The following is a 19,586-nucleotide window of genomic DNA, read 5'->3' on the forward strand; positions in this document are numbered from 1 at the left end:
CCCGACCAGGCGTTCACGGGCAGTCGCGCCCGCGAGAAGTGATCGCGAGTGTTCGTGACCTCGTGAGGTCTGGCCGCGCTCAACGATGCGAACAGCAAGCGCTCCCACAACGCCGAGCAGGCGGAACAGCCGCCGCGCCGGAGCGGTGAGCCCGTGGCAGCCCACCGCGAGGCCGGCGCGTACCGCCTGGGAGCCGTGTGAGAGCGGGCCCAGCCGTTCGCGGGTGTCGCTCAGCCGCGTGGCGAGCTGGGACAGAGCGGTCAGCCGATGCCTGGCCGTGACCAGCACCGCGCACCCGGGCGTGCCCCGCAGCGGGGGCTGGACCTGACCGCGCCGCGGGCGTCGTCCAGCACGACGAGGTAGCGGCCGTCGGCCGGCAAGCCACGGTACAGCTCGGCCCGCTGGTCCAGTCCGGTGGGGACCGCGGCGTCGTCCAGCCCGAGCGCGCGTAGAAACCGGCCCAGCACTTCCTCGGGGTCGGCGGCATGTGGACCACCGCCGCGTAGGTTGACGTCCAACTGCCCGTCCGGGAAGTCACGCCGCAGCTGATGCGCGACGTGCACGGCGAGGGCCGACTTGCCGACGCCGTCCTGCCCCGAGATGACGCACAGCGGCAAGGCCGGCGGTAACTGGCAGACGCCGCCGCTCCGCGTCCTCCACCGGGACGTCCCGCGCCTGCCGAGGGGCGTCGGCCGTCGGCACGGCGTCGGCCAGGACGGCGGCGCTGAGCCGCTGAAGTTCCTCGGCCGGCTCCACGCCCAACTCGTCGATGAGCACCGAACGAGCGCGCCGGAAGGAGTCAAGGGCTTTGTCGCGTTGCCCCGCTCGCGATCACGCCAGCATCAGCCGCCGCCACCCGTGCTCGTTCAGCGGCTGCTCGGCCATGAGCGGCCGGAGGTCCTCGATCACTTCTTCAGGCCGGTCCAGGGCGAGCTTCGTCTCGGCCCACCCGAGTCTTGCGGCGACAAGACGCTCGTTCGGTTCGGTCACTCGGCCCAGCAGCGGACCAGTGAGCCAGGCGCTCTCGGCGGGCTCCCCACGCCACAGCGCCAGAGCCGTGCGGAACTGCCGATCGGAGGGGGAGGGGCGTCCCACAGCGTCTCCACCAGCCGTTCCTTCCGTCCCGTGGAGTCGCACCGGCCCCAGGACCTTGGCCATCAGGTCATGTCGACTCCACGCGGTTCCTCTCCAGCGGATCACTTGCGTTCTCACAAGAGGGCGTCCGGAATCCGAGAATGGGCGGCCACCGTCAGCGATCGTCACGACCACGTCCGTCTCGAGCGTGCGTCCAGGAAGTGCTCCGGTCGCAGCACTTCCTGGACACTCCTCACACGCCTATCGAGATCATCTCCATATGGCCTGAGAAGGGGTCAAGACCTCAGACGACGATGGCCGCTTGGGCCACGCCCACGGCCGCCGCCTGCACTCATGAGTCACCCGCCCAGGATGTTCTTTGTCTGCCGCCCTCTGCGGGCCGGCCGCGAGGGAGGCGGTGAGGACGAATCGCACAGGCACACCAGAGACACAGGTCAGTCAACCTGGCGGGATCCCCCCTCGCCTGCGGTGACCCGGGAGAATGCCAGCGGTCAGCGCCGCCGGTACTTCCCCCAGGGGCATCGATCTGTCCGTCCACACCGCGACGAGCTTGAACACCGGACCCCGCGAGGTGCCCAACCGGAAAACCGGCTGAACCCTCACGTACTGGTCGCGGCCTGCGCCTGACGTACGCGCCGTGAGACCGGGCCGCCTGTTTCACGAGCCCTTGATCACGACGTTGCCGTGCTACTTCGACGGGCAGAACACCGCCTTGACGGACTGGGAGACGGCCCGCATGGCCGCCTCCCGTTCCGGCTCCCGGCCGGCCACCGTCGTGGAGACGGCGTACTGCAGGCGGCCGTCGGAGGAGGTGTAGGTGGTGGCGGCGAAGCCGGGCGCAGCGCCGCCATGTCCGGGAAGCAGTTCGGGGTTGCCCGCGCAGGGGCCGCCGGGCGGCAGCGGGGCCTGGCCGGGCGGCGGGTCGGTGATGACCTTCTGCAGGTCGGCGGGCAGCAGTTTGCCCTGCTGGAACGCCTGCTGGAAGCGGCTGACGTCACGTGCGGTGGAGATCACGCCTCCGGCGGTGAGCAGGGTGCTGGCGTTGAGCCGGTCGACGTCGCGCAGCTTGCCGGTTTCGTCGGCCCAGTAGCCGTGCCCGTGCGGGCCCTCGATGCCCTGCGGCGGCTTGGTCGGCAGATAGCTCTCGGTCATCTTCAGCGGGCCGAACAGACGCCGCTGGAACTCGGCGGCCATGCTGTGGCCGGTGACCTTCTCGATCATCATGCCGAGCAGGAGGTAGTTGGTGTTGGAGTAGTTCCACGTGCCGATCTCCACCGGCCGCTGCCTCTTGCGGGAGATCTCCAGCAGCTGGATGGGGGTGTAGCGGGTGGTGAAGTCGAACGGCGCGGAGGGAAGGTATTCCGGGATGCCGCTGGTCAGGGTGATGAGGTGGCGTACGGTGATGTCGGACGCGTACTCGACCAGATCCTGCTCGGCCACCTGCGGCAGGACCTCGCTGAGCTTGTCGTCCAGGCTCAGCTTGCCCTCCTTGACCAGCTGCATGACGATGGTGGCGGTCATCTGCTTGGTCTGCGAGCCGATCCGGTATCGGGCATCGGACGGGATCCTGCCGCCCTTTCCGTCCAGCAGGCGCGAACCGGCCGAGCCCTTGCCGATGCGCTTGCCGTCGTAGTACACCTCCCCGATGACGCCCACCACGCCGGGCGTCGCGGCCACCGTCTCCAGCGCCTTCTGCACATCGGCGATCTTCGGCCGGCCGGCGCTTTCGGCCACGGTGGCCGTGGCCATCGAGGTGCCAGGCAACGCCGTGGCGAAAGCCAACGCGGCACATCCCACAGCAGTCAGGTTTCGTGCAGTCACTCTTGTCACCAAAGTTCCCTTCTTCTGAGACGCCGGCAGCGCCACGCGAAGGCGATGCGAAGGTCTTCCGGCGCCGCAACGTTCGAGGACCAGGTGTAGAGCGTCGGCCGTTTCCCCGGTGTTTCCACCAGGCACGACCGCCGCGTGCGCGAGGCTGTTGAAGGAGAACGGCCACCTGGCGGCGGGCTGCCGGCCGGTTGGGGTGATCGCCGCACGCACCCGAGGAGGTCAGCAGGGGACAGGGGACACCGACCGGCCACTTCGGGCAGGCTCGCATACCGCTCCTGCAGCGCCTGCCGCCGCCGGCGGCAATGGTTCGCTCGGACGGGTGCAGTACGCGATCTGCGAGCCCTGCGGCGTCGGCCTGCTGAAGAAGATCAGCTTCTCGCCTGAGCGGCAGTGTGGCAGTACTGCGGGTTCGGCACGCTGGCCCTGCACGAGTTGGAGACCCGCCACCCGGGCCTGACCTGGTACACCACCGGCCCGTACGCTCATGCCCGGGGGATTTTACGAGCGGTACCGGCGCGGCAGCGACAGTCCGTGGACCGCGAATCAGCACCCGTGCCCACACTTTTGAGCGCTTGATCGCCGGCCTCGGCGTGTGCCGGCCGAACCGATGCGAACCGAAGCCGGGCTGCTGCGCCCCCGTCGCACCAGGAACCTGGCTCGTCGCTGTGAACGGCCCCGACATCGGACGGCGGGAGGACGCGCACGCCGTCCGCCGCCAGATCCAGCGTCCCGATGACCGATGGGGCAGCACTACGCCCAGGTAGTGATCTCCAAGGCGCGCCTACGGTCCCGCCGCCGCGATGCCACCTGGCGATCTATGTCGGCACCTGGAGATGCTCCCACCGGCACCGACGCCCACCTCTGGCGGACCTTCCACGAGTTCTGCCACCTGCGCGACCAACTCACCCTCACCGCCGGACCCGTCGCCCGTGAACGCTGCGGCGGCTGCTCTCCTACCAGCCCGGACTGAGGTGCCCAGCAGATTCCGGACAGTCGGCTACATGAGCTGACAGAAGTCTGGAAGAGGTAGGCACGTGGCAAGACGTCGCAGGCAGTTCTCGCCGGAGTTCCGAGCAGGGCGCTGCACCTGCTGCACGTCACCCCGATCGCACCCGGGCCGTGCCCGATCGTGTGCGTCGAGGGATTCGCCGGCGCCGGCATCGCAAAAGCCGCCGCCGATCTGGGCCACCGGCTGATCCGGCCGGCCCGCGAAGACGAACCCGGACCCGCCCTGCCCTTCCCCGGTTGGTTACGCCAGCGCATCCTCGCCCTCAGCGCCGTCATCTGGCACAACTGGACCATCGGCGCACCCGTGGAACGATCCCTGATCCCCTACGATCACTGACCCGAATGTCACATCAGCGATCCAGCGGCGATCAACGACGCTGGCCGCGGGCGCGCCCAGCGAGCACGCGGCGGACCGCGACGAGCATCTGGCACGGGTGGCCGCGAAAGCCCTTCGGACAGACCGTCCAGGGCTGGCCCACCGTCTTCGCGGAGATCCCCGCGCTCGCTCGTGGACTCAGCGACATCGACCTCGTCTCTTCGACCAGCCCCCCATCCCCGGCCGACACCCCCACCAGCCTGAACCCTCCTCCGGAAGATCGCCGACAGTGTCACGGCGTTGGTTCTGGCCGGCGATCGCCGCCGAGGTTGCCGTGCAGGCGAGACCTGCGGCTGCTGTGCTGACGACCGCAAGCCGCGACGGTTTTCACCAGGCACGCACGGGGATTCCCTTCTGCTGCTGGAGCCCTGAGCGAACACGACGGCGTATTCACTCGGCCATCGGGTCGGCTGCAGGGGTGAGAAGGGGGCGAATCGTGAGGAAGGCCATCAGCAGCACGCCGCCGGCGCACCACGCGCCGATGACCAGCGAGGTCGGGAAGCGCTCGCTGAGCGCGCCGGTAGCCAGAATGGCGGCGCCCTGGGCGATCTGGAGACCGGCCGCCATGGCACCGAAGGCGCGGGTCCTGAACTGGTGCGGCAGTACGGAGTTGAACAACGCCTGGGCGGCGGGCATGAGCAGCGACATGGCCACTCCCGAGGCGCAGACCGACAGCAGCACCACGGCCAGAGGCGGGTCCAGGAGCGCGGGCACCAAGGTGAGCGGCGCGAGGACGGCCAGCGGCCGGATCAGCCTGGTCCGCAGGCCCGGCGCGAGCAGCCGGGTCAGCAACAGGCCACCGATGGCGACACCGAGCGGGTTGGCCGCCATGATCAGACCTTGCGCCGTGCCGGTGCCGGCGTCGATCTCGGCTGCCCAGGAGACCGCGAGGCCCTCCGGCACGACCACGAAGGCGGCCACACCGAAGCAGATGAGCGCGATTGCCCGCATCAGCGGATCGCTGAAGACGACGGCGTACCCCTGCCTGGTCTCGCGCCACAGACCGGTGCGGTGCGCGGCGGCAAGCGTCGCCGCCCGGAGCCTGACCCACAGCCGCAGCAGCAGCGCCGAACCGAGGAAGGTGCCGGCGTTCACGGCCAGCGCCAGGTGCGAGCTGTAGCTGCCGATCAGCCCACCGGCGGCGTATCCGGCAACCTGGGCCAGGTTGAAGACGGAGTTGTTGAAGGCCAGGCCGAGCGCGTACCGGTCACCGGTCAGGATCTGCGGCAGTTGGGCGGACCTGGCCGCCTCGAACGGCGGGGCCAGCATGCCGCTGACGAACAGCAGCCCGAGCAGCACCGGGACGGGCATGCCGGGAAGGGCGACCAGCGCGATCAGCGCCGCTCTGATCAGGTCGCAGCAGACCATCACCGAGCGCGCGGGAAAGCGTTCGGCCATGGCCGCGAGCACGGGTCCGAACGTCAGCCACGGCAAGTAGCCCAGGCCGAAGGCGGTAGCCGAGGCCAGGGCCGAGCCGGTGCGGTCGAAGACCAACAGCGTCACCGCGGCCTTGCACAGGTAGTCCCCGATCCAGGACAGGGCGCTTGCCGCGAACACCGCGCGGTACTCGGTCAAGGCGAACAGGTCCCGGTACCGCGCCGGCCGTTCCGCATCGGTCACCGGGCGGTTCACTCGCTCTCCATAACGCATCACAGGAAAGCGGCCGGCTACGCACACTACGCAGGCCGGCCGCGCTTCACTTCGAGATCAGCCCCAGGTGCTGTCCTTGCGGGTCATGGGACACCTCCCTCCCGATCATGGCTGTCATCCGCCGACCATGATCTCCCTCATCGTCATAAAATCCCCACATGAAGCGCCATAAGATCACCACATGAGCCGTGTGGAGCACGGGCGGTTTGCCGTTCTTGGAGTACGCGGCCGAGCCGCTCTCGTCGGCGTACATTCAGGTCGATGATCCGCACTGGACCCGTGATCGGATCGGGGCGCCCCGGCCGGTGGTGACCACGGTGATCACCTCGACGCACCGGTCCTGGATCGCCACCAGCACGGCTCACCCACGGAAAACCGGATCTCTGCATCTGCACCCTCGGTGATCGTCTTGCGCAGCTCTTGGCGAATCGCGGGTCCAGCCGAGATACGGGGAAAACCGGCCATGAGTCGATCTCGACGCCCGTTTCCGCAGGCAGGCAGGCATGCGGTCAGCGGTCAACCATGATCAGCCTGAGGGCGTCTTCCTTGTCCTTGTCGGACGGCAAGCTGTACCGGCGGGTGGTCTTCAACCGGGCGTGGCCAAGAATCTCGGCAACCACGACCAGGTCGGTCCTGCCGCGGACCAGCGTGGTGGCGAGCGTGTGACGCAGGACGTGCACGGTGGTGGGATCATCCAGCCCGGCCGTCTGGGCGATCTCGGCGATGATGCCGCCGGCGGCCCGCGCGCTCAGCCGTCCGCCCTTGGCGTTGAGGAACAGGGCCCGGTTGTCGCCCGCGTGGGGCCAGTCGGGGCCTTCATCCAGCCAGAGCTGCAGCTCGCTGCGGAGCTTGGGGTGGATGTCGACCTCGCGGAACTTGCCGCCCGTGCCGTACAGGCGCAGCCTGCCCCTGCGGGCCGACATCTGGACGTCGCCGACGTCGAGGCGGACGACCTCGCTGATGCGCGCGCCGGCGTAGTACGGGATCAGCGCGATGCACCGGCCCCGGGGCGACAGCTGCGCCTCCACAGCGCGCAGCCAGCGGACGCGGGCGCGGCCGGCCGGCGCGGTCAGGACGGAATTGACGTAGACGCGGCTGCGCCTGGCCGGGCCGTCGCGCAGCAGCCACATGCGGTAGTCGCGTACGGCCCAGTCCCGTGCCTGCCGATCGGCGAGGGGATCGGCAGAATAGGTGGCGGCGTGGTCGGCCAGCCAGGACAGGAACATGCGCACGCGCGAGCGGTAGGCGCGCCGGGTCTCGGCCGACAGCGGCGCGCGCTCCAGCGCCGCGGCGTACTCGCCGAGCACCCCGTCGTAGGCGGGCGGCAGCCGGGTGGGGCGGGCACCCGGACGGCGCTTCGTAGTCTCGGAAGCGGACCCGGGCTCCTGCGACCGCTTCGAGTTCGTCGACGACCACGCGGGCGCCTTCGGCGTGAAGCGGCTGTGCCGGGTGCTGAAGGTGTCACGCTCGGGCTTCTACCGGTGGCGCAAAGCCGCGCCGGCCCGGGCGGAGCGCGGCGCGGCCCGGGTCGTCTCTGCCTTGGTCATGGGCGTCATCTCCACTCGAACCTCCATGACAACAGCGCCGGAGAGCAGTCCAGCACCCGGCAGCACATCGTGACGGCGGCCGCGCGCGCCGCCGACGGATCGGTGTGGGCGAGGTACATGGCGACCCCGAGCCCGTCGCCGTCGGCGCTGACGTAGACGTGCTCCAAGCGGTCGTCGCTGCGCGCGTGCGTCCAGAACGCGTCCGTGATCCGCTGCAGCGGCGCCTCACCCGCGCGCTCGTCCTTCGCCCTGAGTTTGATCAGCACGAGCTGCACACCGCCACTATCCCCACGAGAATCCGTCGCCGACCTGGCCGCACAGCACGATGAATTCACATACGTAATGCAGAAGCATTTCCACCCCCTCGCGAAAGTGTTTTGTCGTTGTGCCGACGACGGTACCCCAATTTCGTAGCTGCCGGGCTGGCAGGAATGGCCCTGACAGCATGGTGTCGCGATATGGACGCCGTTCTCAACACCACCGAGTTCGTCACCGAGGAAATCGTCGAGGACGAGTTCAACGTCGTCATCTGCCAGAAGTGCTACTGAGCCTTCTGGTGACCGATTGAGATGACGCCCCGGGCCCGGCGCCGGCCCGGGGCTCGTCTTTCAATTCGTGGGGGAACCGATGTCTCGTGCCTTTCCGCCGTACCTCGTACTCGGCTCGTCGGCGCTCACGATCTCGGTGATCGGCGATGAACTGCTGCACTACGTCTACCTCGTGCGGGCGGTCGATGGGGACGACCGGCTCAACCTGGGCCTGCTCGGCTTCCTCATCTCCGCGCCGCCGCTGCTCGGCGGCCTGCTGGGCGCCTGGCTGGACCGCCACCGGGCGCTCAACCACCACGTCCTGCTGGCCGCCTTCGCCGCCTCGGCCGCCTGCTGCCTGGCGGTGTGGGCGTCCTGGGCGACGCCGCACGCGGTGCCGGCCGCCTACTGCGCGGCCTTCGCGCTCGGTGGGCTGAGCCTGACCATCGGGATCGTCTGGCAGGCGCGCGTCTCCCAGCTCACGCCGCCCGACCGGCCCGACCTGGCCGCGCGGGTGCTGAGCTGGACGAGCACGCTGATGAGCGCCGGGCTGGCCGTCGGCCCGGTCCTGGCAAGCCTGCTGGTCGGCACGGTGGGGCCGCGGACCCTGATCCTGCTGGACGCCGTCAGTTTTGCCGCCGGCGCGCTGCTCATGATCCCCGTCGCCCGACGGCTCAAGGCGAGCGCCCCCGCGGGGGCGGGCCCGCCGCGCGAGCGGCCGTCCCTTTCGCTCGGACTGGGCCTGGTGCTGCGCGCACCGCTGGTCAGAGGGCCCGCGCTGGCCCTCGCGGTCATGAACGTCCTCGGCGTGGCCGTGGTCTTCGCGGTGCCCCTCCTGGTGACCGAACGCGCCCTGCCGCTCGACCGGATCGCCTGGGCCGGCACGGCCGGCATCCTCGCGACGTTCGCCGGCTCGCTGCTCGGCACCTACCTGCGCCACGGGCCCTGGTTGCTCGGCTCGGTGGTGCTGGAGCCGACGCTGCGCGCGGCCGGGCTGCTGGTCCTCGCCCTGCCGGCGGGGACGCCCGGCCTGCTGGCGGGGGTCGCGCTGTTCTTCCTGCCGCAGGGGATGGCCCGCATCGCGCGCATCTCGTACCTGGACAGCAGTTTCGCGCCCGAGGTCAAGGCCAGCGCGGTCGGCGCCTACCGGATGCTGGTCCGCGTCCTGATGCCGCTCGGCCCGCTGGTCATGGTGCCCGTCGTGGCCGGTGGGGGAGCGCGGCCCTTCCTGCTGGGCGGCGCGCTGCTTCTGCTGGCACTCACCTGCTGGCTGCTCAGCGACGGCGCGCTGCGCGGCGGCGCGCACGGCTACGTCCTGTCGATGTCGAAGGAACAGACATGATCATCGGTGTTAACGTCACCTCGCCGAGAGGGTTCGCGTTCGCGCACGCCTTCTGGGACGAGGGGCTGATCGGCTACTACGAGCTGATGCTCGACAACTTCCTGCGCGTGGACCCCGTGCTGCTGGCTCGCGAGCTCGACGGCAGGCCCGCCGCCATCCACATCATGTCCTCCCGCTTCCTGCACCGGACCGCCGAGGAGCTGGCCGAGCTGGCCGCCAGGATGCGTCCCTTACTGGCCGCCGTCCGCCCTCTGTACGTGTCCGACCACCTCGGCGTGCACATGGCGGGCGGGCAGTTCCTGCCCGACATGGTGGAGGCCGACTACCACCGCCCCCGCCCGCTGCTGGAGGCCGCTGCGCGCTGGCAGGACCTGCTCGGCTACGACCTGCTGCTGGAGAACTTCCCCTCCTGCTCGCCCCATGGCGGGGGACAGGTCGCGTTCTTCGCCGAGCTGGCGCGCGCCACCGGCATCCGGCCCCTGCTGGACCTGTCCAACGCGCTCGTGGCCGAGCGCAACGGTGCTGACCCGGCGGCCGACTGGCTGACCTGCGGACCGCCCGTCGCGCACTGCCACATCAGCGGTTACCGTCCCTCCGACCTGGACCCCTCCTTCATCGTCGACTCCCATGATCGGCCGGTCGCGGAGGAGGCGTGGCGGCTGCTGGAGTCGGCCGGCGACGCGGTGGCCACGCTCACGGTGGAGCGCGACCGCATCGACGACCTCGACGAATGGCGCGCCGACCTGCGCCGCGCCCGCCTGACCGCGGGGGTCGGAGCGTGAGCGTTGCCTACCCCGCGCCGCGCCTGGTGGCCGCGCTGCCGCCGGGCAGCCGCGAGCGCGTCCTCGCGTTGTCCGCTCTGCGCATCCTGCGCAACGAGCTGTACGCCGGCCACCCCGCCCTCGCCGCCGCGCTCTTCGCGGCTCTCGGCGAGCGGCTGCGGCCGGACACCGACGCCTTTTCCGCGCCCGGCAGCCGGACGGGGCCCGTCCCGGCTTCCGCCACCAGAGCGGCATCGGCCCCGTACGCCTGGATCCCGCCGCCTGGCACACGTACCGCACCATCATCCGATCCGACACCTGACCGAGGAGCCCACATGGCGAACCTGCACCCATGGCCCCGCACCGAGAACACCATCGACTTCATCCAGCACATCCGCGCCGACCGCGAGACGATCTGGCGCGCGCTGGCCACCGAGGAGGGGCTGACCCGCTGGCTCGGCCTCACCGACGCCAGTCTGCCCCTGAAGGAGGGCGCGCCGTTCCACCTGACGTGGGAGGCGCGCGGCAAGGTCAGTGGCGAGAAGTTCCTCAGCTTCACCGGCACCGTCCGCAAGGTGATTCCCTACCGGTTGCTGGCCCTGGACTGGGTGCTGCCCTTCGGCAAGGACGTCACCCACATGTCGTTCCAGATCCAGCCGTCGTTCGCGATGTTCGGCATGGACGTCGGGCCCGAGTGCGACCTGTGGCTCATCCACTCCGGGTTCCCGGCGGAGGGCGTCGGGTTCTTCGAGTTCGACGGGCATTCCCGGCATTGGCGGCAGGGCATCGGTGACCTCGCCGCCCACCTGGAGGAACGGCCGGGCAAGCCCACCCCGTACGCGCTGGCGGGCCTGCAGTTCGTCGGCGGGGCGCCCGGACAGGGGCTGCTCGTCTACGACGTCGTCCAGGGCTCGCCCGCCGAGCAGGCCGGCATCCGGCCCGGGGATGTCATCAGGTCCGTCGAAGGGCTGCCGCTGGCCTCGCTGGACGACTTCCACGACTGGATCGACGAGCGCAAGCCGGGCGAGAGCGGCGCGTTCGAGCTGGGCGACCGCACGGTGACGGTGACGGTCGAAGGCGTCGAAGAAGCCCGCCAGCGGCTCCTGATCAGGCAGGGGGACCAGTGGACGCCCCGCCGATGACCCCTCACACCACTCCGAACGCGGCAACTTCAACCACGGCCCCGCAGAGCCCCGTCACTTCCCCGGGCACGTCGCCCCTCCCGGTCGTCGTCGAGGCGGCGCCGGCGGCGGTCGCGCGCGTCGTCTGGGAGACGATGCTGACGCTCCGCGAGAGCGACCGGGGCCCGCTCCACTTCCGCCACGCCCCGCTGCTGGCCACCGGAGACCTCGGCGGCGCCGGCGTCCCGATGTCGTCCATCCTGACACCGTCGGGCCTGCGGGCGTCACTCGTCCGCGCCCTCGGGCTCGCCGAAGCGGACGCCGACCTGCACGCGGCGGCGAGCGACGGGGCCGGCCAGGCGCTTACCGCGCTGCGCGCCGGCATCGCCGCCTTCGCCGAGCTGCCCCCGGAGCGGCAGGCGGAACTCCTGTCTTGCCTCAATTGCCTGACCGAGCAGGCGACCGTCATCTCCCTCGTCCCGCGCGCGACGCCCGACCACCCGCGCACCGCTGCGGGCTCCCGGGTCCTGTACGAGGTCGGCCGCGCCCTGCTGCGCCGTTACAACCCGCTGGCCCGCCCGATCCTGGAGGGCGTCGCGGAGAGCACCGACCCTGTGCTGCGCGTCCTGGCCCGCGTGCAGCTCGGCGCGATGGCCGTACGCCTGCGGGGCGACCTGGAGAACGCGACGGCCCAGGTGGACGCCGCGCGGGGTGGGTACGCCGAGGCCGAGGCGGACCTCGACGGCTTCCTCCGCGCGCTGCTCCAGAGCCGCGTCTCCCGTCTGGCCGCGCTGGTCGCCCTGCGCCGTACGGACCCGTCCGGCCAGGCCGCCGCCATGGAACGCTCGCTGGAGACGGCCCTGGAGCTGGAACGCCTCAGCCGGACGCGGCCCCGCTATGACCGGCTGGTCGCCGCGGAGAACATGAAGATCGTCGCCGAGTCACACCTCAAGGCGGCCGGCGGTGCCCGTGACGCCGGGGAGGTGACGAGGTGGGCGACGACGATGTTGTCCATTGACCCGGACGACCCCGGCACCTGGCGGGACATCGCCGCGAACACCGCCCGCTGCGGCCTCACCACGGAGGCGGCGATCGCGGCGGTGGGCATGACGTACGTCGGCGGCGCCGGAACGGTCGCGACCATCCAAGCGATCGTGACCACCCCGCTCGCGTCCACCCCACCCACCACGCCCCCGTCCGGCGAGCTGCGGCAGGCGCTGGCCGGGGCGATCGCCGGGCTGGCCGCGGCCGGGCACGCGCGGCTGCGCGGGGCGCCATGATCGTCCCGTTGGGGGAGCGTGTCACGAACCCCGCGTCCGCGCTCAGCCCCGACTTCGACCAGGCCCGGGTCGGCGCCCTGTCGGGCACCGAACGCTGCCTGGCGGTCCTCGGCGGACGCCTCTTCGCCGTCGGGGACCGTCACTCCGGCCGCTGGCTGTACGAGCTGCGGCCCGGCGGCTGGCAGCGGCACGTGCCGGCGGGCGAATGGTTGCACCACATCGAGAGCGGCGACGCGGAGTTGCGGGCGTGGAGCGGCGACCCGGTGTCGGGGGACGTCCTACGCGGCGCGGGCTACAGCGGCCGCGCCTGGACGGAACGCGATATCCCTGGACAACCCGGCCATCTGGGGGTCCTCCACCCGCAGGAGCCGTTCGCCTACCGGGAGCGGCGCGCGTACCCGGGAATGAGCGTCTGCGAGGTCAGCGACACGAGGAGCGGCGAGGTCGTCGCGAGGTGGCGGGCCCCCACGGCGGGGCTCCCCGCCTGGGAGGACGACACGCTGTGGCTCCGGTACGAGGCGTGGCCGCGGCAGGAGCTGGTGGGCTGGTCCCTGCGCTCCCGCCAGGTCACGCAACGCCTACCCCTGCCCGTCGGAGCCCTCGCCAACCTGATCGCCGCGCCGGGGCGGGCCGCCGCCGTCTGGGCCGACCCCTACACCCCCACGTCGGTCATCGCCGCGGACAGCGTGCCGGAGCTGGCCGCTGAGCTGAACGCCTTCTCCCCGGGTTTCGCCGACCGTCCCTACACGGTGAGCACCGTCTTCGTCGAGGACGCCTGCGCGGTCGTCCACACGCCGCCCGGCGACCCGATCGGGCGGATCATGATGCTGCACGGCGGCCCGCACTCCGCCGTGTGGCCTGTCTACTCGCCGCTCGTCGCCTTCCTGTGCCGGCTCGGCTGGGAAGTCCTCGCGGTGAACCCGCGCAGCAGCTCGCTGGGCTCCCGGTTCTCGCCGAACGCGTGCCGCTACGGTGTGGACGACGCGCTCGACGTGGCGCGCCTCGCCGAGGCCAGGGACGACGGTCTGCCCCTCGTACTGGCGGGGTGGAGCTACGGCGCGTACCTGGCGGGAAGGGCGATCGGCGCGGGCGTCCGCTGCGCGGGCCTGGTTGCGCTGTCGGGGTTCCTGACCCCGGAGACGCTGGAGGCCTCGTCCCATCCGGCGGTCAAGGCGTTCCGCGAGGCGCGCCCGCTGCCGGGGCCGGATCTGGACGCTCTGGCCGCCGTCCCGCTGCTCGCCGTCCACGGGCGCGCCGACGACCGCATCCCCCTGGCGGCGATCCGCGCGGAGGGGACCGGCCATCCCGCGCACACGCTGCTGGAACTGCCCGGCGAAGGACACGGGATCGTCACCGACGAGGGAGCCGCGCGGGCGTACGCGGGCCTCGCGGCCTGGCTCACGGAGAGGAGACCCGGGCGATGATCGCACCTCCGGGCGAGGCACTCAGCCTCGCGCGCGCCGCCGTCAGCGAGTTCCTGCTGGACGCCGCCCCGCAGCGGCCGCTGCTGGTCGCGTTCGCCGGCCTGCGCGGCGATGCCCCCGTGCCGCATTACGAGTTCGTGGGGCTCACGCGGTCCATGGATGTTTCCACCTGCTTCGTCAGGGACCTGCGGCAGGTCTGGTACCGGTCCGGCGTGCGCGGGCTGGGCGGCTCGCTGCCGGAGGTCGCCGCCCGGCTGGCCCGCGTCGCCGACGGCGCCGGCGCGACCAGGACGGTCTTCGTCGGCGCCTCGGCGGGCGGGTTCGCCGCCGTCGTCGCGGGCGTCCTGGCCGGCGTGGACGAGGTCCACGCGTTCAGCCCGCAGACCGACCTCAGGCCGCTGCACCGCTGGGCGGCCAGGGACTTCCGCTGGTCAACGCCCTTGCTGCGGCGCTGGTGGCGGGGGCACGCCCGGGAGCCGTACGACGACCTGCGCGCCTTCCTCGGGGGGCGGCGGTACGAGTGCCGGATCTTCCTGCATGTCGGCCGGCACGACGCGGACGAGCGCGCCGTGCGGCGGCTCGCCGGGCTGCCCGGCGTGCGCGTGGTCACCCACGATGTTTCGGGCCACGCGATCGCGAGAGCGCTGCGCGCCGAGGGCACCCTGGAGAAGATCGTGACCAGCGCACTCGACCCGCGCGGTGACCACACACCATGAGATGCCCGGCATCCGCAACCCCGGGATCCGCCGACCCGACACGTGGCCCGCGCTCGCCGGCCCTCGGCCGGTCGCCGAACTCCAGCCGGAGGACTACGCCGCGATGATGGAGCACGTGAAGACCGCGGCCGGCGCGATGAAGGCCGGGGCCGGCGCGACCTGGAACCGGCACCTGTCCGCGCTGGTCTCCTTCACCATCCGGGCCCAGTGCCAGGACGTGCTGGCCGCCAACCCCGCTCACCGCCTGCAACGCCGCAGAACCTGCGAGAACGCCTGCTGTGGCGGATGCTGTACGAAACCGCCGCCCGTGCCGAGGAAATCCTCTCCCTCTCGACGTCGAAGACCTCGGCCTCCGGCTCCGCCGCGCCGGTGTTCCTGGCCGACCGGCGCGCCCCTGACTCCAGATCTCGCGCGCCCGCGGCCGCCGACATCTACCCCGTCACCAGGCGGGCGTACCGCCACGGAGTTGCAGGCCAAGAGCCGCCACCAGCGACCCTGGGTCACCCACCTCAGAGGATGTCGCGTCCACCGCCGAACCCGTGCTGAGCTGCGGCTACAGCAACCCCTGGCCCCTTTCCGGCGTATTCCGGCCGCCCCCGTGATGGTCCAGATCCGCATCATGCACGACGATGCCGACCGGGTACGCGAGGTGGCCGCCCTGGTCCTGACGGCCTTGCGTGGCCACCCCGCCGATGCCCGCCCGCTCTCGGGGCAGGCAGACCGAAGAGCGCCAAGGCCCCCGGACGAACCCGCCGGTTCCGGCACCTCAGGACACAGCGGCTGGTTCGTCTTCCCTTCCTCCGCGCCCCTCGCTCGGACGGCACCCGTCCCGGCTCACGTCTTGTCTCGGTCATCAGGATGACGTGGGACAGCGGCAAGAGCTTCGACACGCAGACTTGACGGGGAACATCATCGAGACCGGCACCGACTCCTACCGCCTCGCCCAGACCCACGCAGCCCAGCAGAACTGACCACCGGTCCGGCTCCGCCGGCGACGGTCAGGCCTCGCCGAGGTCGGTGCAGTGTGTGATCGTCGCATCGTCCGCCGCCACTGCCTGGCGCGCCTCCGCCTGCCGGACACGACGGATGATTTCGGCAGGCCCGCTCGACGCTAGGAGGGCCATCACCTCGGGCCAGTCGGCGAGCTGGAACCGGTCCACGATACGGCTGGCTCCATTGCTGAGCAGGACGGCGCCGGACAGCTCGGAGATCGGGCAGCTTCCGGTGATCGCCTCGGCTGCCGCCCGCGGGTCGTCCTTGGCCAGCCAGAAGCCGCCTGGCTGGTTGCGGTGGGCGCGTAAGTCTCGCAGGAGCCGGTGGTACTCGTCGCTCCCCTTGGCGGCGGCCTCGATCGCGGGCTGGTACGACCGGCTGATGCTCACCTCCCGGGGATCGGATACGACGAGCGGCGCATCATCTGCTCTGTCGAGCGCGAGGACCGAGTCACCGAGCACCAGGTACTCGAGGAGGCCATCGGACAGGCGCAGGATGGCTACGGTCGCCGACGGGCTGATGGGGTTGGCCACGTCGCAGGTGTCACGATGATCGTTGGTCACCTGCTCGATGGCCTCGGCGAGCAGCGCAGAAACACTGCGGTCCTGCACGAGTGACAAAAGGCTGAGGAGGCTGCTTCCCAGGCGATCGGCATACCAGGCGACGCCGTGCCGACAGATCGATTCGGTGCCGGGGATGCCGGCGCCGTCAATCAGCACCGCTGCCGTCGGTCCTACGCAGGTGAAGTCCTCATTCGCGCGGTCAGTCCGTTTTGGAGCGCTCATCATCGTCACCCGCATGTCCTGCCGCCCCTCCCTCCGATCAAGGCGGAGATGGGGCATCCGCCGTGGCGCCGAAACGATTCCGACACGCGGACCCGCAGCCGCCAAACTGCGGTCACTCCTCGCGAACGTCGATCATGCTTCCAGCCGCCAAGTGCGGTCAAGACTCACGAGCAACTGCGGTCAGTTCCCACGAACAAAACCACTGCGGCGACCAGCAGCGCGGGACCGCCCGCTGCGCCGCCGGCCAGGCGAGCAGCACATCGTGCACCCAGTCGGCCGGCGGCCCTGGACGCTCACGGGTGGGGATGGCCCGCGCGCTGTACGAGATGAAGGGCGATGACGGTGAGCGCCGCTACACCGTTCAGCAGATCGCCGACCGGCTCGGCGTCAGCCGCGCCACGATCTACCGCCACCTCGATCCCGACAAGCTGGTCTCCGCGTAGGAGGAGCCCAGTGCTGCCCCGGTCACCTACTACGACGCCAAGGCCAGGCCGAGCTTGTTCTTGAGGGACCTGGAGCGATCTCCCAAACGCCAAGGTTGAAGGTTAAGTTGCCGGAGCGGTGCGGCGGAGCCGTACCACCACAAAGGCGAGCAGCCCGAGGGCGGCCAGCGCAAAGACCGCATTGCCCATGAGGTCCACATTGGCGGGCGCGGGGAAACTCGGCGGCTGAGGGAAGCCGTGCCAGGCGTAGGTGATCAGGCCGGCAGCGCCCAGGGCGAACCTGTGCCAGGGCCCCCAGCCCATGCGCCGGGACCAGCGCAGGATGAGCAGCGCCATTGTCGCGTAAAGCGCGAGGTAGAAGCCGACCGTGACCCACGCGGGCACGATGGACTCCAGCTCGATTCCCGCCATGGCGAGCAGAGTGGGGAGCCAGAACGCCAGCCCGGCCGCGATGGTGATCGCGAAGACGGCCCACGGGCTGGCCGGCGTAGCCGGGAGACGGAGGCGGCGGAATCGAACGGACAGGAACGCGGCGATGATCAGGGCGACGGCCGCGATCAGCGTCCAGATGATCTGAGCGGCCGACAACGGGTAGATGGCCGGACCGGCAAGGGCGATGGGCGCCGCGCCGCCCAGCAGGAACAGGACGGCTGACGCGGTGAGGCCGACCTTGCCGAGCCAGGGCGTGTCCGACCGGCGTGAGCCCGCCTCTACCATCGAGATCGGCACCGCGATGCTCCACACCCCATGGATGGCCAGAACGAACACCGTCCAGTAGGCGCCGATGCCCAGCGCCGGAATGAACCCGTAGTCGAGCAACCGCAACCCGACATAGTCGGGATCGAACAGCGACCGGGTGAGCAGGCCCTCCTCGATCACGGCATAAGCGAGCCCGAGCAGGATGATCCCCGGCCACCCCAGCCGCCACCGGCGGGCGACCTCACGGATCAACAGCGCGCCACCGCCATAGAGCGGAATCAGCCCGATGATCATCGGCAGGGCGTCGATGGCGACGTTGCCGAGCAAATACTCGCCGACCAGCGGCGCGAGAATCAGCAGGCCCAGCGCTGGAAGAATGCGCGTGAACACGTCTGCCCTCACCGGTTGCAGAGCTCCGCGCGCAGGGCAGTGCGCGAAGGGGCGGGAGGGGCGGGATCGACGGGACAGGCAGGTCCGCGATCGAGGGACGAAGTGACCGGCTCGCCGCGACAGTACGTGTTCGACATGATTGAAAGCTACGTTGCTTTCAGAAATTCTGTCAACCAATTGATCTGTATAAGTGCAGTTCAACATGGATGTATTGATGCGTTGACGGTGAAGTTGAATGCAATGAAACGTTGCATTGGATGGCGTCGAACGCAATAGTGGTGTCATGCCAGAAGGAAGGTTGACCCGGCAGGACCGCCAGCGCATCGCGACCGGCCTGGCCGAAGGCCGCTCCTACGCCGAGATCGCCAGGCGACTGGGTCGGCCGACCTCGACGATCAGTCGTGAGGTCGGCCGCAACGGCGGCCCCAGCGACTACCGGCCCGAGCGGGCGCACCAGGCGGCGGCGCGACGGGCGCGGCGCGGCATCCCGGCACGTTCGGCCGAACCCCAGGACCGCAAGGTCTTCGAGGTGGAAGAGGGAGCTGTCGAGCTGGCCGTCGCGATGGGCCTGCCGAAGATGGTGGCGCGCGTGCTCATCGGCCTGTGGCTGAGCGAGGACGGCAGGCTCACCGCGGCCGAGCTGTCGCGCGGGCTGAACGTCAGTCCCGCCTCGATTTCCATGGCGGTGGGCTACCTGACCCAGCAGGGGCTGATCAGGCGCGAGCGTGATCCGCAGCGGCGGCGCGACATCTACGTGGTCGACGACGACGCCTGGTACCACTCGACGGTGATCAGCGCGCGGCAGACGCTCGCGGCGGCGGAGATCACGAAGGCGGCGGGGCAGACGCTCGGACTCGACACCCCCGTGGGACGCCGCCTGGCCAGGGGCGGTGCGTTCCTGGAGCGGATCAGCCTGGACGTTCTGGCGTCGGCCGAACGCTGGCGCGACCTCCCGGCGTGATCAGATCGCAGGGATTGTGCCCGGATCTCAGGTGCTGTCGTCCGATCGCCCCCTCAACGCCCACGAGGCCCTGTTCGACCCCGTAACGAAACTCCCGCACGCAGCGCCACGCCAGCGGCACCATGGAACGAAACCCCGTGCGAGGCTCCCGTATGCGGGCTGACCGTCGGCCAGCCTGCGACAGCGACGTCCCGCCGTACCTCGCCGTCGGGCTGGACGTGCTGCAGCATCAGGGTGTTGATGTACACGAGCGCGGCCTGCAGGATCAGTTGGGCCTGCAGCGCCATAAGCCGAGGGTTGTGCGGGCGGTGCCGGTCAACGCTCAGAGTTGGTGTCCGCCACGCCGTTGCCGGTAGTCGCTCGTGCGCACGCGCGACCCCGAGGTCGTCATCGTGGAGTACGACCTCCACGGATCCATGACCGGCTCCGGCCGACACTTCGCCTTCTCCTATGCCAGGGCGATTCGGATGTGGAACGGCCTTCATTCAGATCAGCGGGACGCCTCGTGGCCAAGGGTGCGATAGCCGCCGGGCGACACACTGGGCTCGACCGGATCGCGTAGCCCAGCACGCCGGCGGATGCCGCGCCCGCACCCACGATCAGCGGTGTGCTGGACCTGGATCGGATCTTGCCGCCGA

17 protein-coding genes and 2 pseudogenes are annotated in these 19,586 nt (G+C 70.6%); 10 read left to right on the forward strand and 9 right to left on the reverse strand.

What is annotated here, in order from left to right; translation table 11 throughout:
• Positions 1 to 260: 260 nt before the first annotated feature.
• From AB0H75_RS43565 to AB0H75_RS43575, 3 genes and pseudogenes are all read right to left on the reverse strand, one after another.
• The gene (locus tag AB0H75_RS43565; RefSeq protein WP_367806727.1) at positions 261 to 617 is read right to left on the reverse strand and encodes a hypothetical protein; all 357 of its coding nucleotides are present in this window, start codon (positions 615 to 617) and stop codon (positions 261 to 263) included.
• A pseudogene (locus tag AB0H75_RS43570) lies at positions 535 to 1,158 on the reverse strand (BTAD domain-containing putative transcriptional regulator). The gene AB0H75_RS43565 and the pseudogene AB0H75_RS43570 overlap by 83 nt, the downstream one beginning before the upstream one ends.
• A 624-nt stretch (positions 1,159 to 1,782) precedes the next feature.
• A complete protein-coding gene (locus AB0H75_RS43575; RefSeq protein WP_367806659.1) occupies positions 1,783 to 2,877 on the reverse strand; it encodes a serine hydrolase domain-containing protein in 1,095 nt (364 codons plus the stop codon).
• Between the two features lie 1,177 nt (positions 2,878 to 4,054).
• Between AB0H75_RS43575 and AB0H75_RS43580 the strand changes: the two genes are divergently transcribed.
• Positions 4,055 to 4,270, forward strand: a complete 216-nt coding sequence (locus tag AB0H75_RS43580) for a hypothetical protein (RefSeq protein ID WP_367806661.1) — start codon at positions 4,055 to 4,057, stop codon at positions 4,268 to 4,270.
• A 429-nt stretch (positions 4,271 to 4,699) separates the two neighbouring features.
• Here AB0H75_RS43580 and AB0H75_RS43585 read toward each other — a convergent pair whose 3' ends face one another.
• The 3 genes from AB0H75_RS43585 to AB0H75_RS43595 all read right to left on the reverse strand — a co-directional run bounded on the left by AB0H75_RS43585 (position 4,700) and on the right by AB0H75_RS43595 (position 7,266).
• Positions 4,700 to 5,941: an MFS transporter gene (locus AB0H75_RS43585; RefSeq protein WP_367806663.1), complete on the reverse strand. Its 1,242-nt coding sequence runs from the start codon at positions 5,939 to 5,941 to the stop codon at positions 4,700 to 4,702.
• Positions 5,942 to 6,005: 64 nt separating this feature from the next.
• On the reverse strand, positions 6,006 to 6,212 hold the full coding sequence (locus tag AB0H75_RS43590; protein ID WP_367806665.1) for a hypothetical protein: 207 nt from the start codon (positions 6,210 to 6,212) through the stop codon (positions 6,006 to 6,008).
• A gap of 256 nt (positions 6,213 to 6,468) precedes the next feature.
• On the reverse strand, positions 6,469 to 7,266 hold the full coding sequence (locus AB0H75_RS43595; protein WP_367806667.1) for a tyrosine-type recombinase/integrase: 798 nt from the start codon (positions 7,264 to 7,266) through the stop codon (positions 6,469 to 6,471).
• Positions 7,267 to 7,351: 85 nt separating this feature from the next.
• On the opposite strand from AB0H75_RS43595, the pseudogene AB0H75_RS43600 reads away from it, so the two are divergent.
• Positions 7,352 to 7,474, forward strand: a pseudogene (locus AB0H75_RS43600) (IS3 family transposase); the annotation flags it as partial.
• Positions 7,475 to 7,511: 37 nt separating this feature from the next.
• Here AB0H75_RS43600 and AB0H75_RS43605 read toward each other — a convergent pair.
• Positions 7,512 to 7,781, reverse strand: a complete 270-nt coding sequence (locus AB0H75_RS43605) for a hypothetical protein (protein WP_367806669.1) — start codon at positions 7,779 to 7,781, stop codon at positions 7,512 to 7,514.
• A 352-nt stretch (positions 7,782 to 8,133) separates the two neighbouring features.
• On the opposite strand from AB0H75_RS43605, the gene AB0H75_RS43610 reads away from it, so the two are divergent.
• The 6 genes from AB0H75_RS43610 to AB0H75_RS43635 are packed head-to-tail and all read left to right on the forward strand — an operon-like array spanning position 8,134 to position 14,677.
• Complete coding sequence (locus tag AB0H75_RS43610) at positions 8,134 to 9,375, forward strand: MFS transporter (protein ID WP_367806671.1); 1,242 nt, start codon at positions 8,134 to 8,136, stop codon at positions 9,373 to 9,375.
• On the forward strand, positions 9,372 to 10,157 hold the full coding sequence (locus AB0H75_RS43615; RefSeq protein WP_367806673.1) for a DUF692 family multinuclear iron-containing protein: 786 nt from the start codon (positions 9,372 to 9,374) through the stop codon (positions 10,155 to 10,157). Before AB0H75_RS43610 ends, AB0H75_RS43615 begins: the two co-directional genes overlap by 4 nt.
• On the forward strand, positions 10,154 to 11,278 hold the full coding sequence (locus tag AB0H75_RS43620; RefSeq protein WP_367806675.1) for a PDZ domain-containing protein: 1,125 nt from the start codon (positions 10,154 to 10,156) through the stop codon (positions 11,276 to 11,278). The genes AB0H75_RS43615 and AB0H75_RS43620 overlap by 4 nt, the downstream gene beginning before the upstream one ends.
• A complete protein-coding gene (locus AB0H75_RS43625) occupies positions 11,275 to 12,537 on the forward strand; it encodes a hypothetical protein (RefSeq protein ID WP_367806677.1) in 1,263 nt (420 codons plus the stop codon). The genes AB0H75_RS43620 and AB0H75_RS43625 overlap by 4 nt, the downstream gene beginning before the upstream one ends.
• Positions 12,538 to 12,545: 8 nt before the next feature.
• Positions 12,546 to 13,961, forward strand: coding sequence for an alpha/beta hydrolase family protein (locus AB0H75_RS43630; protein WP_367806679.1), 1,416 nt, complete (start codon positions 12,546 to 12,548; stop codon positions 13,959 to 13,961).
• Positions 13,958 to 14,677 carry an alpha/beta fold hydrolase gene (locus tag AB0H75_RS43635; protein ID WP_367806681.1) on the forward strand — a complete coding sequence of 240 codons (720 nt, stop codon included), beginning with the start codon at positions 13,958 to 13,960 and terminating at the stop codon, positions 14,675 to 14,677. Before AB0H75_RS43630 ends, AB0H75_RS43635 begins: the two co-directional genes overlap by 4 nt.
• Positions 14,678 to 15,675: 998 nt before the next feature.
• Here AB0H75_RS43635 and AB0H75_RS43640 read toward each other — a convergent pair.
• Positions 15,676 to 16,470, reverse strand: coding sequence for an integrase (locus AB0H75_RS43640; protein WP_367806683.1), 795 nt, complete (start codon positions 16,468 to 16,470; stop codon positions 15,676 to 15,678).
• 290 nt (positions 16,471 to 16,760) lie between these two features.
• Here AB0H75_RS43640 and AB0H75_RS43645 point away from each other — a divergent pair, with 290 nt between their 5' ends.
• Positions 16,761 to 16,898, forward strand: coding sequence for a helix-turn-helix domain-containing protein (locus tag AB0H75_RS43645; protein WP_367806723.1), 138 nt, complete (start codon positions 16,761 to 16,763; stop codon positions 16,896 to 16,898).
• Positions 16,899 to 17,000: 102 nt separating this feature from the next.
• Here the strand turns inward: AB0H75_RS43645 and AB0H75_RS43650 are convergent, their stop codons facing one another.
• Positions 17,001 to 17,987, reverse strand: a complete 987-nt coding sequence (locus AB0H75_RS43650) for a hypothetical protein (RefSeq protein WP_367806685.1) — start codon at positions 17,985 to 17,987, stop codon at positions 17,001 to 17,003.
• Positions 17,988 to 18,270: 283 nt separating this feature from the next.
• Here AB0H75_RS43650 and AB0H75_RS43655 point away from each other — a divergent pair, with 283 nt between their 5' ends.
• Complete coding sequence (locus AB0H75_RS43655) at positions 18,271 to 18,948, forward strand: helix-turn-helix domain-containing protein (protein WP_367806687.1); 678 nt, start codon at positions 18,271 to 18,273, stop codon at positions 18,946 to 18,948.
• The last annotated feature ends 638 nt before the right edge of the window (positions 18,949 to 19,586 follow it).

The organism is Nonomuraea sp. NPDC050783 (assembly GCF_040802095.1).
GTDB lineage: Bacteria > Actinomycetota > Actinomycetes > Streptosporangiales > Streptosporangiaceae > Nonomuraea.

Bases quoted from the DNA above. Each gene is read 5' to 3' on its own strand.
- AB0H75_RS43625 (WP_367806677.1), top strand. From the start codon at position 11,275: ATGACCCCTCACACCACTCCGAACGCGGCAACTTCAACCACGGCCCCG.
- AB0H75_RS43590 (WP_367806665.1), bottom strand. From the start codon at position 6,212: ATGTACGCCGACGAGAGCGGCTCGGCCGCGTACTCCAAGAACGGCAAA.
- AB0H75_RS43645 (WP_367806723.1), top strand. From the start codon at position 16,761: ATGGCCCGCGCGCTGTACGAGATGAAGGGCGATGACGGTGAGCGCCGC.
- AB0H75_RS43640 (WP_367806683.1), bottom strand. From the start codon at position 16,470: ATGCGGGTGACGATGATGAGCGCTCCAAAACGGACTGACCGCGCGAAT.
- AB0H75_RS43635 (WP_367806681.1), top strand. From the start codon at position 13,958: ATGATCGCACCTCCGGGCGAGGCACTCAGCCTCGCGCGCGCCGCCGTC.
- AB0H75_RS43610 (WP_367806671.1), top strand. From the start codon at position 8,134: ATGTCTCGTGCCTTTCCGCCGTACCTCGTACTCGGCTCGTCGGCGCTC.
- AB0H75_RS43615 (WP_367806673.1), top strand. From the start codon at position 9,372: ATGATCATCGGTGTTAACGTCACCTCGCCGAGAGGGTTCGCGTTCGCG.
- AB0H75_RS43655 (WP_367806687.1), top strand. From the start codon at position 18,271: ATGCCAGAAGGAAGGTTGACCCGGCAGGACCGCCAGCGCATCGCGACC.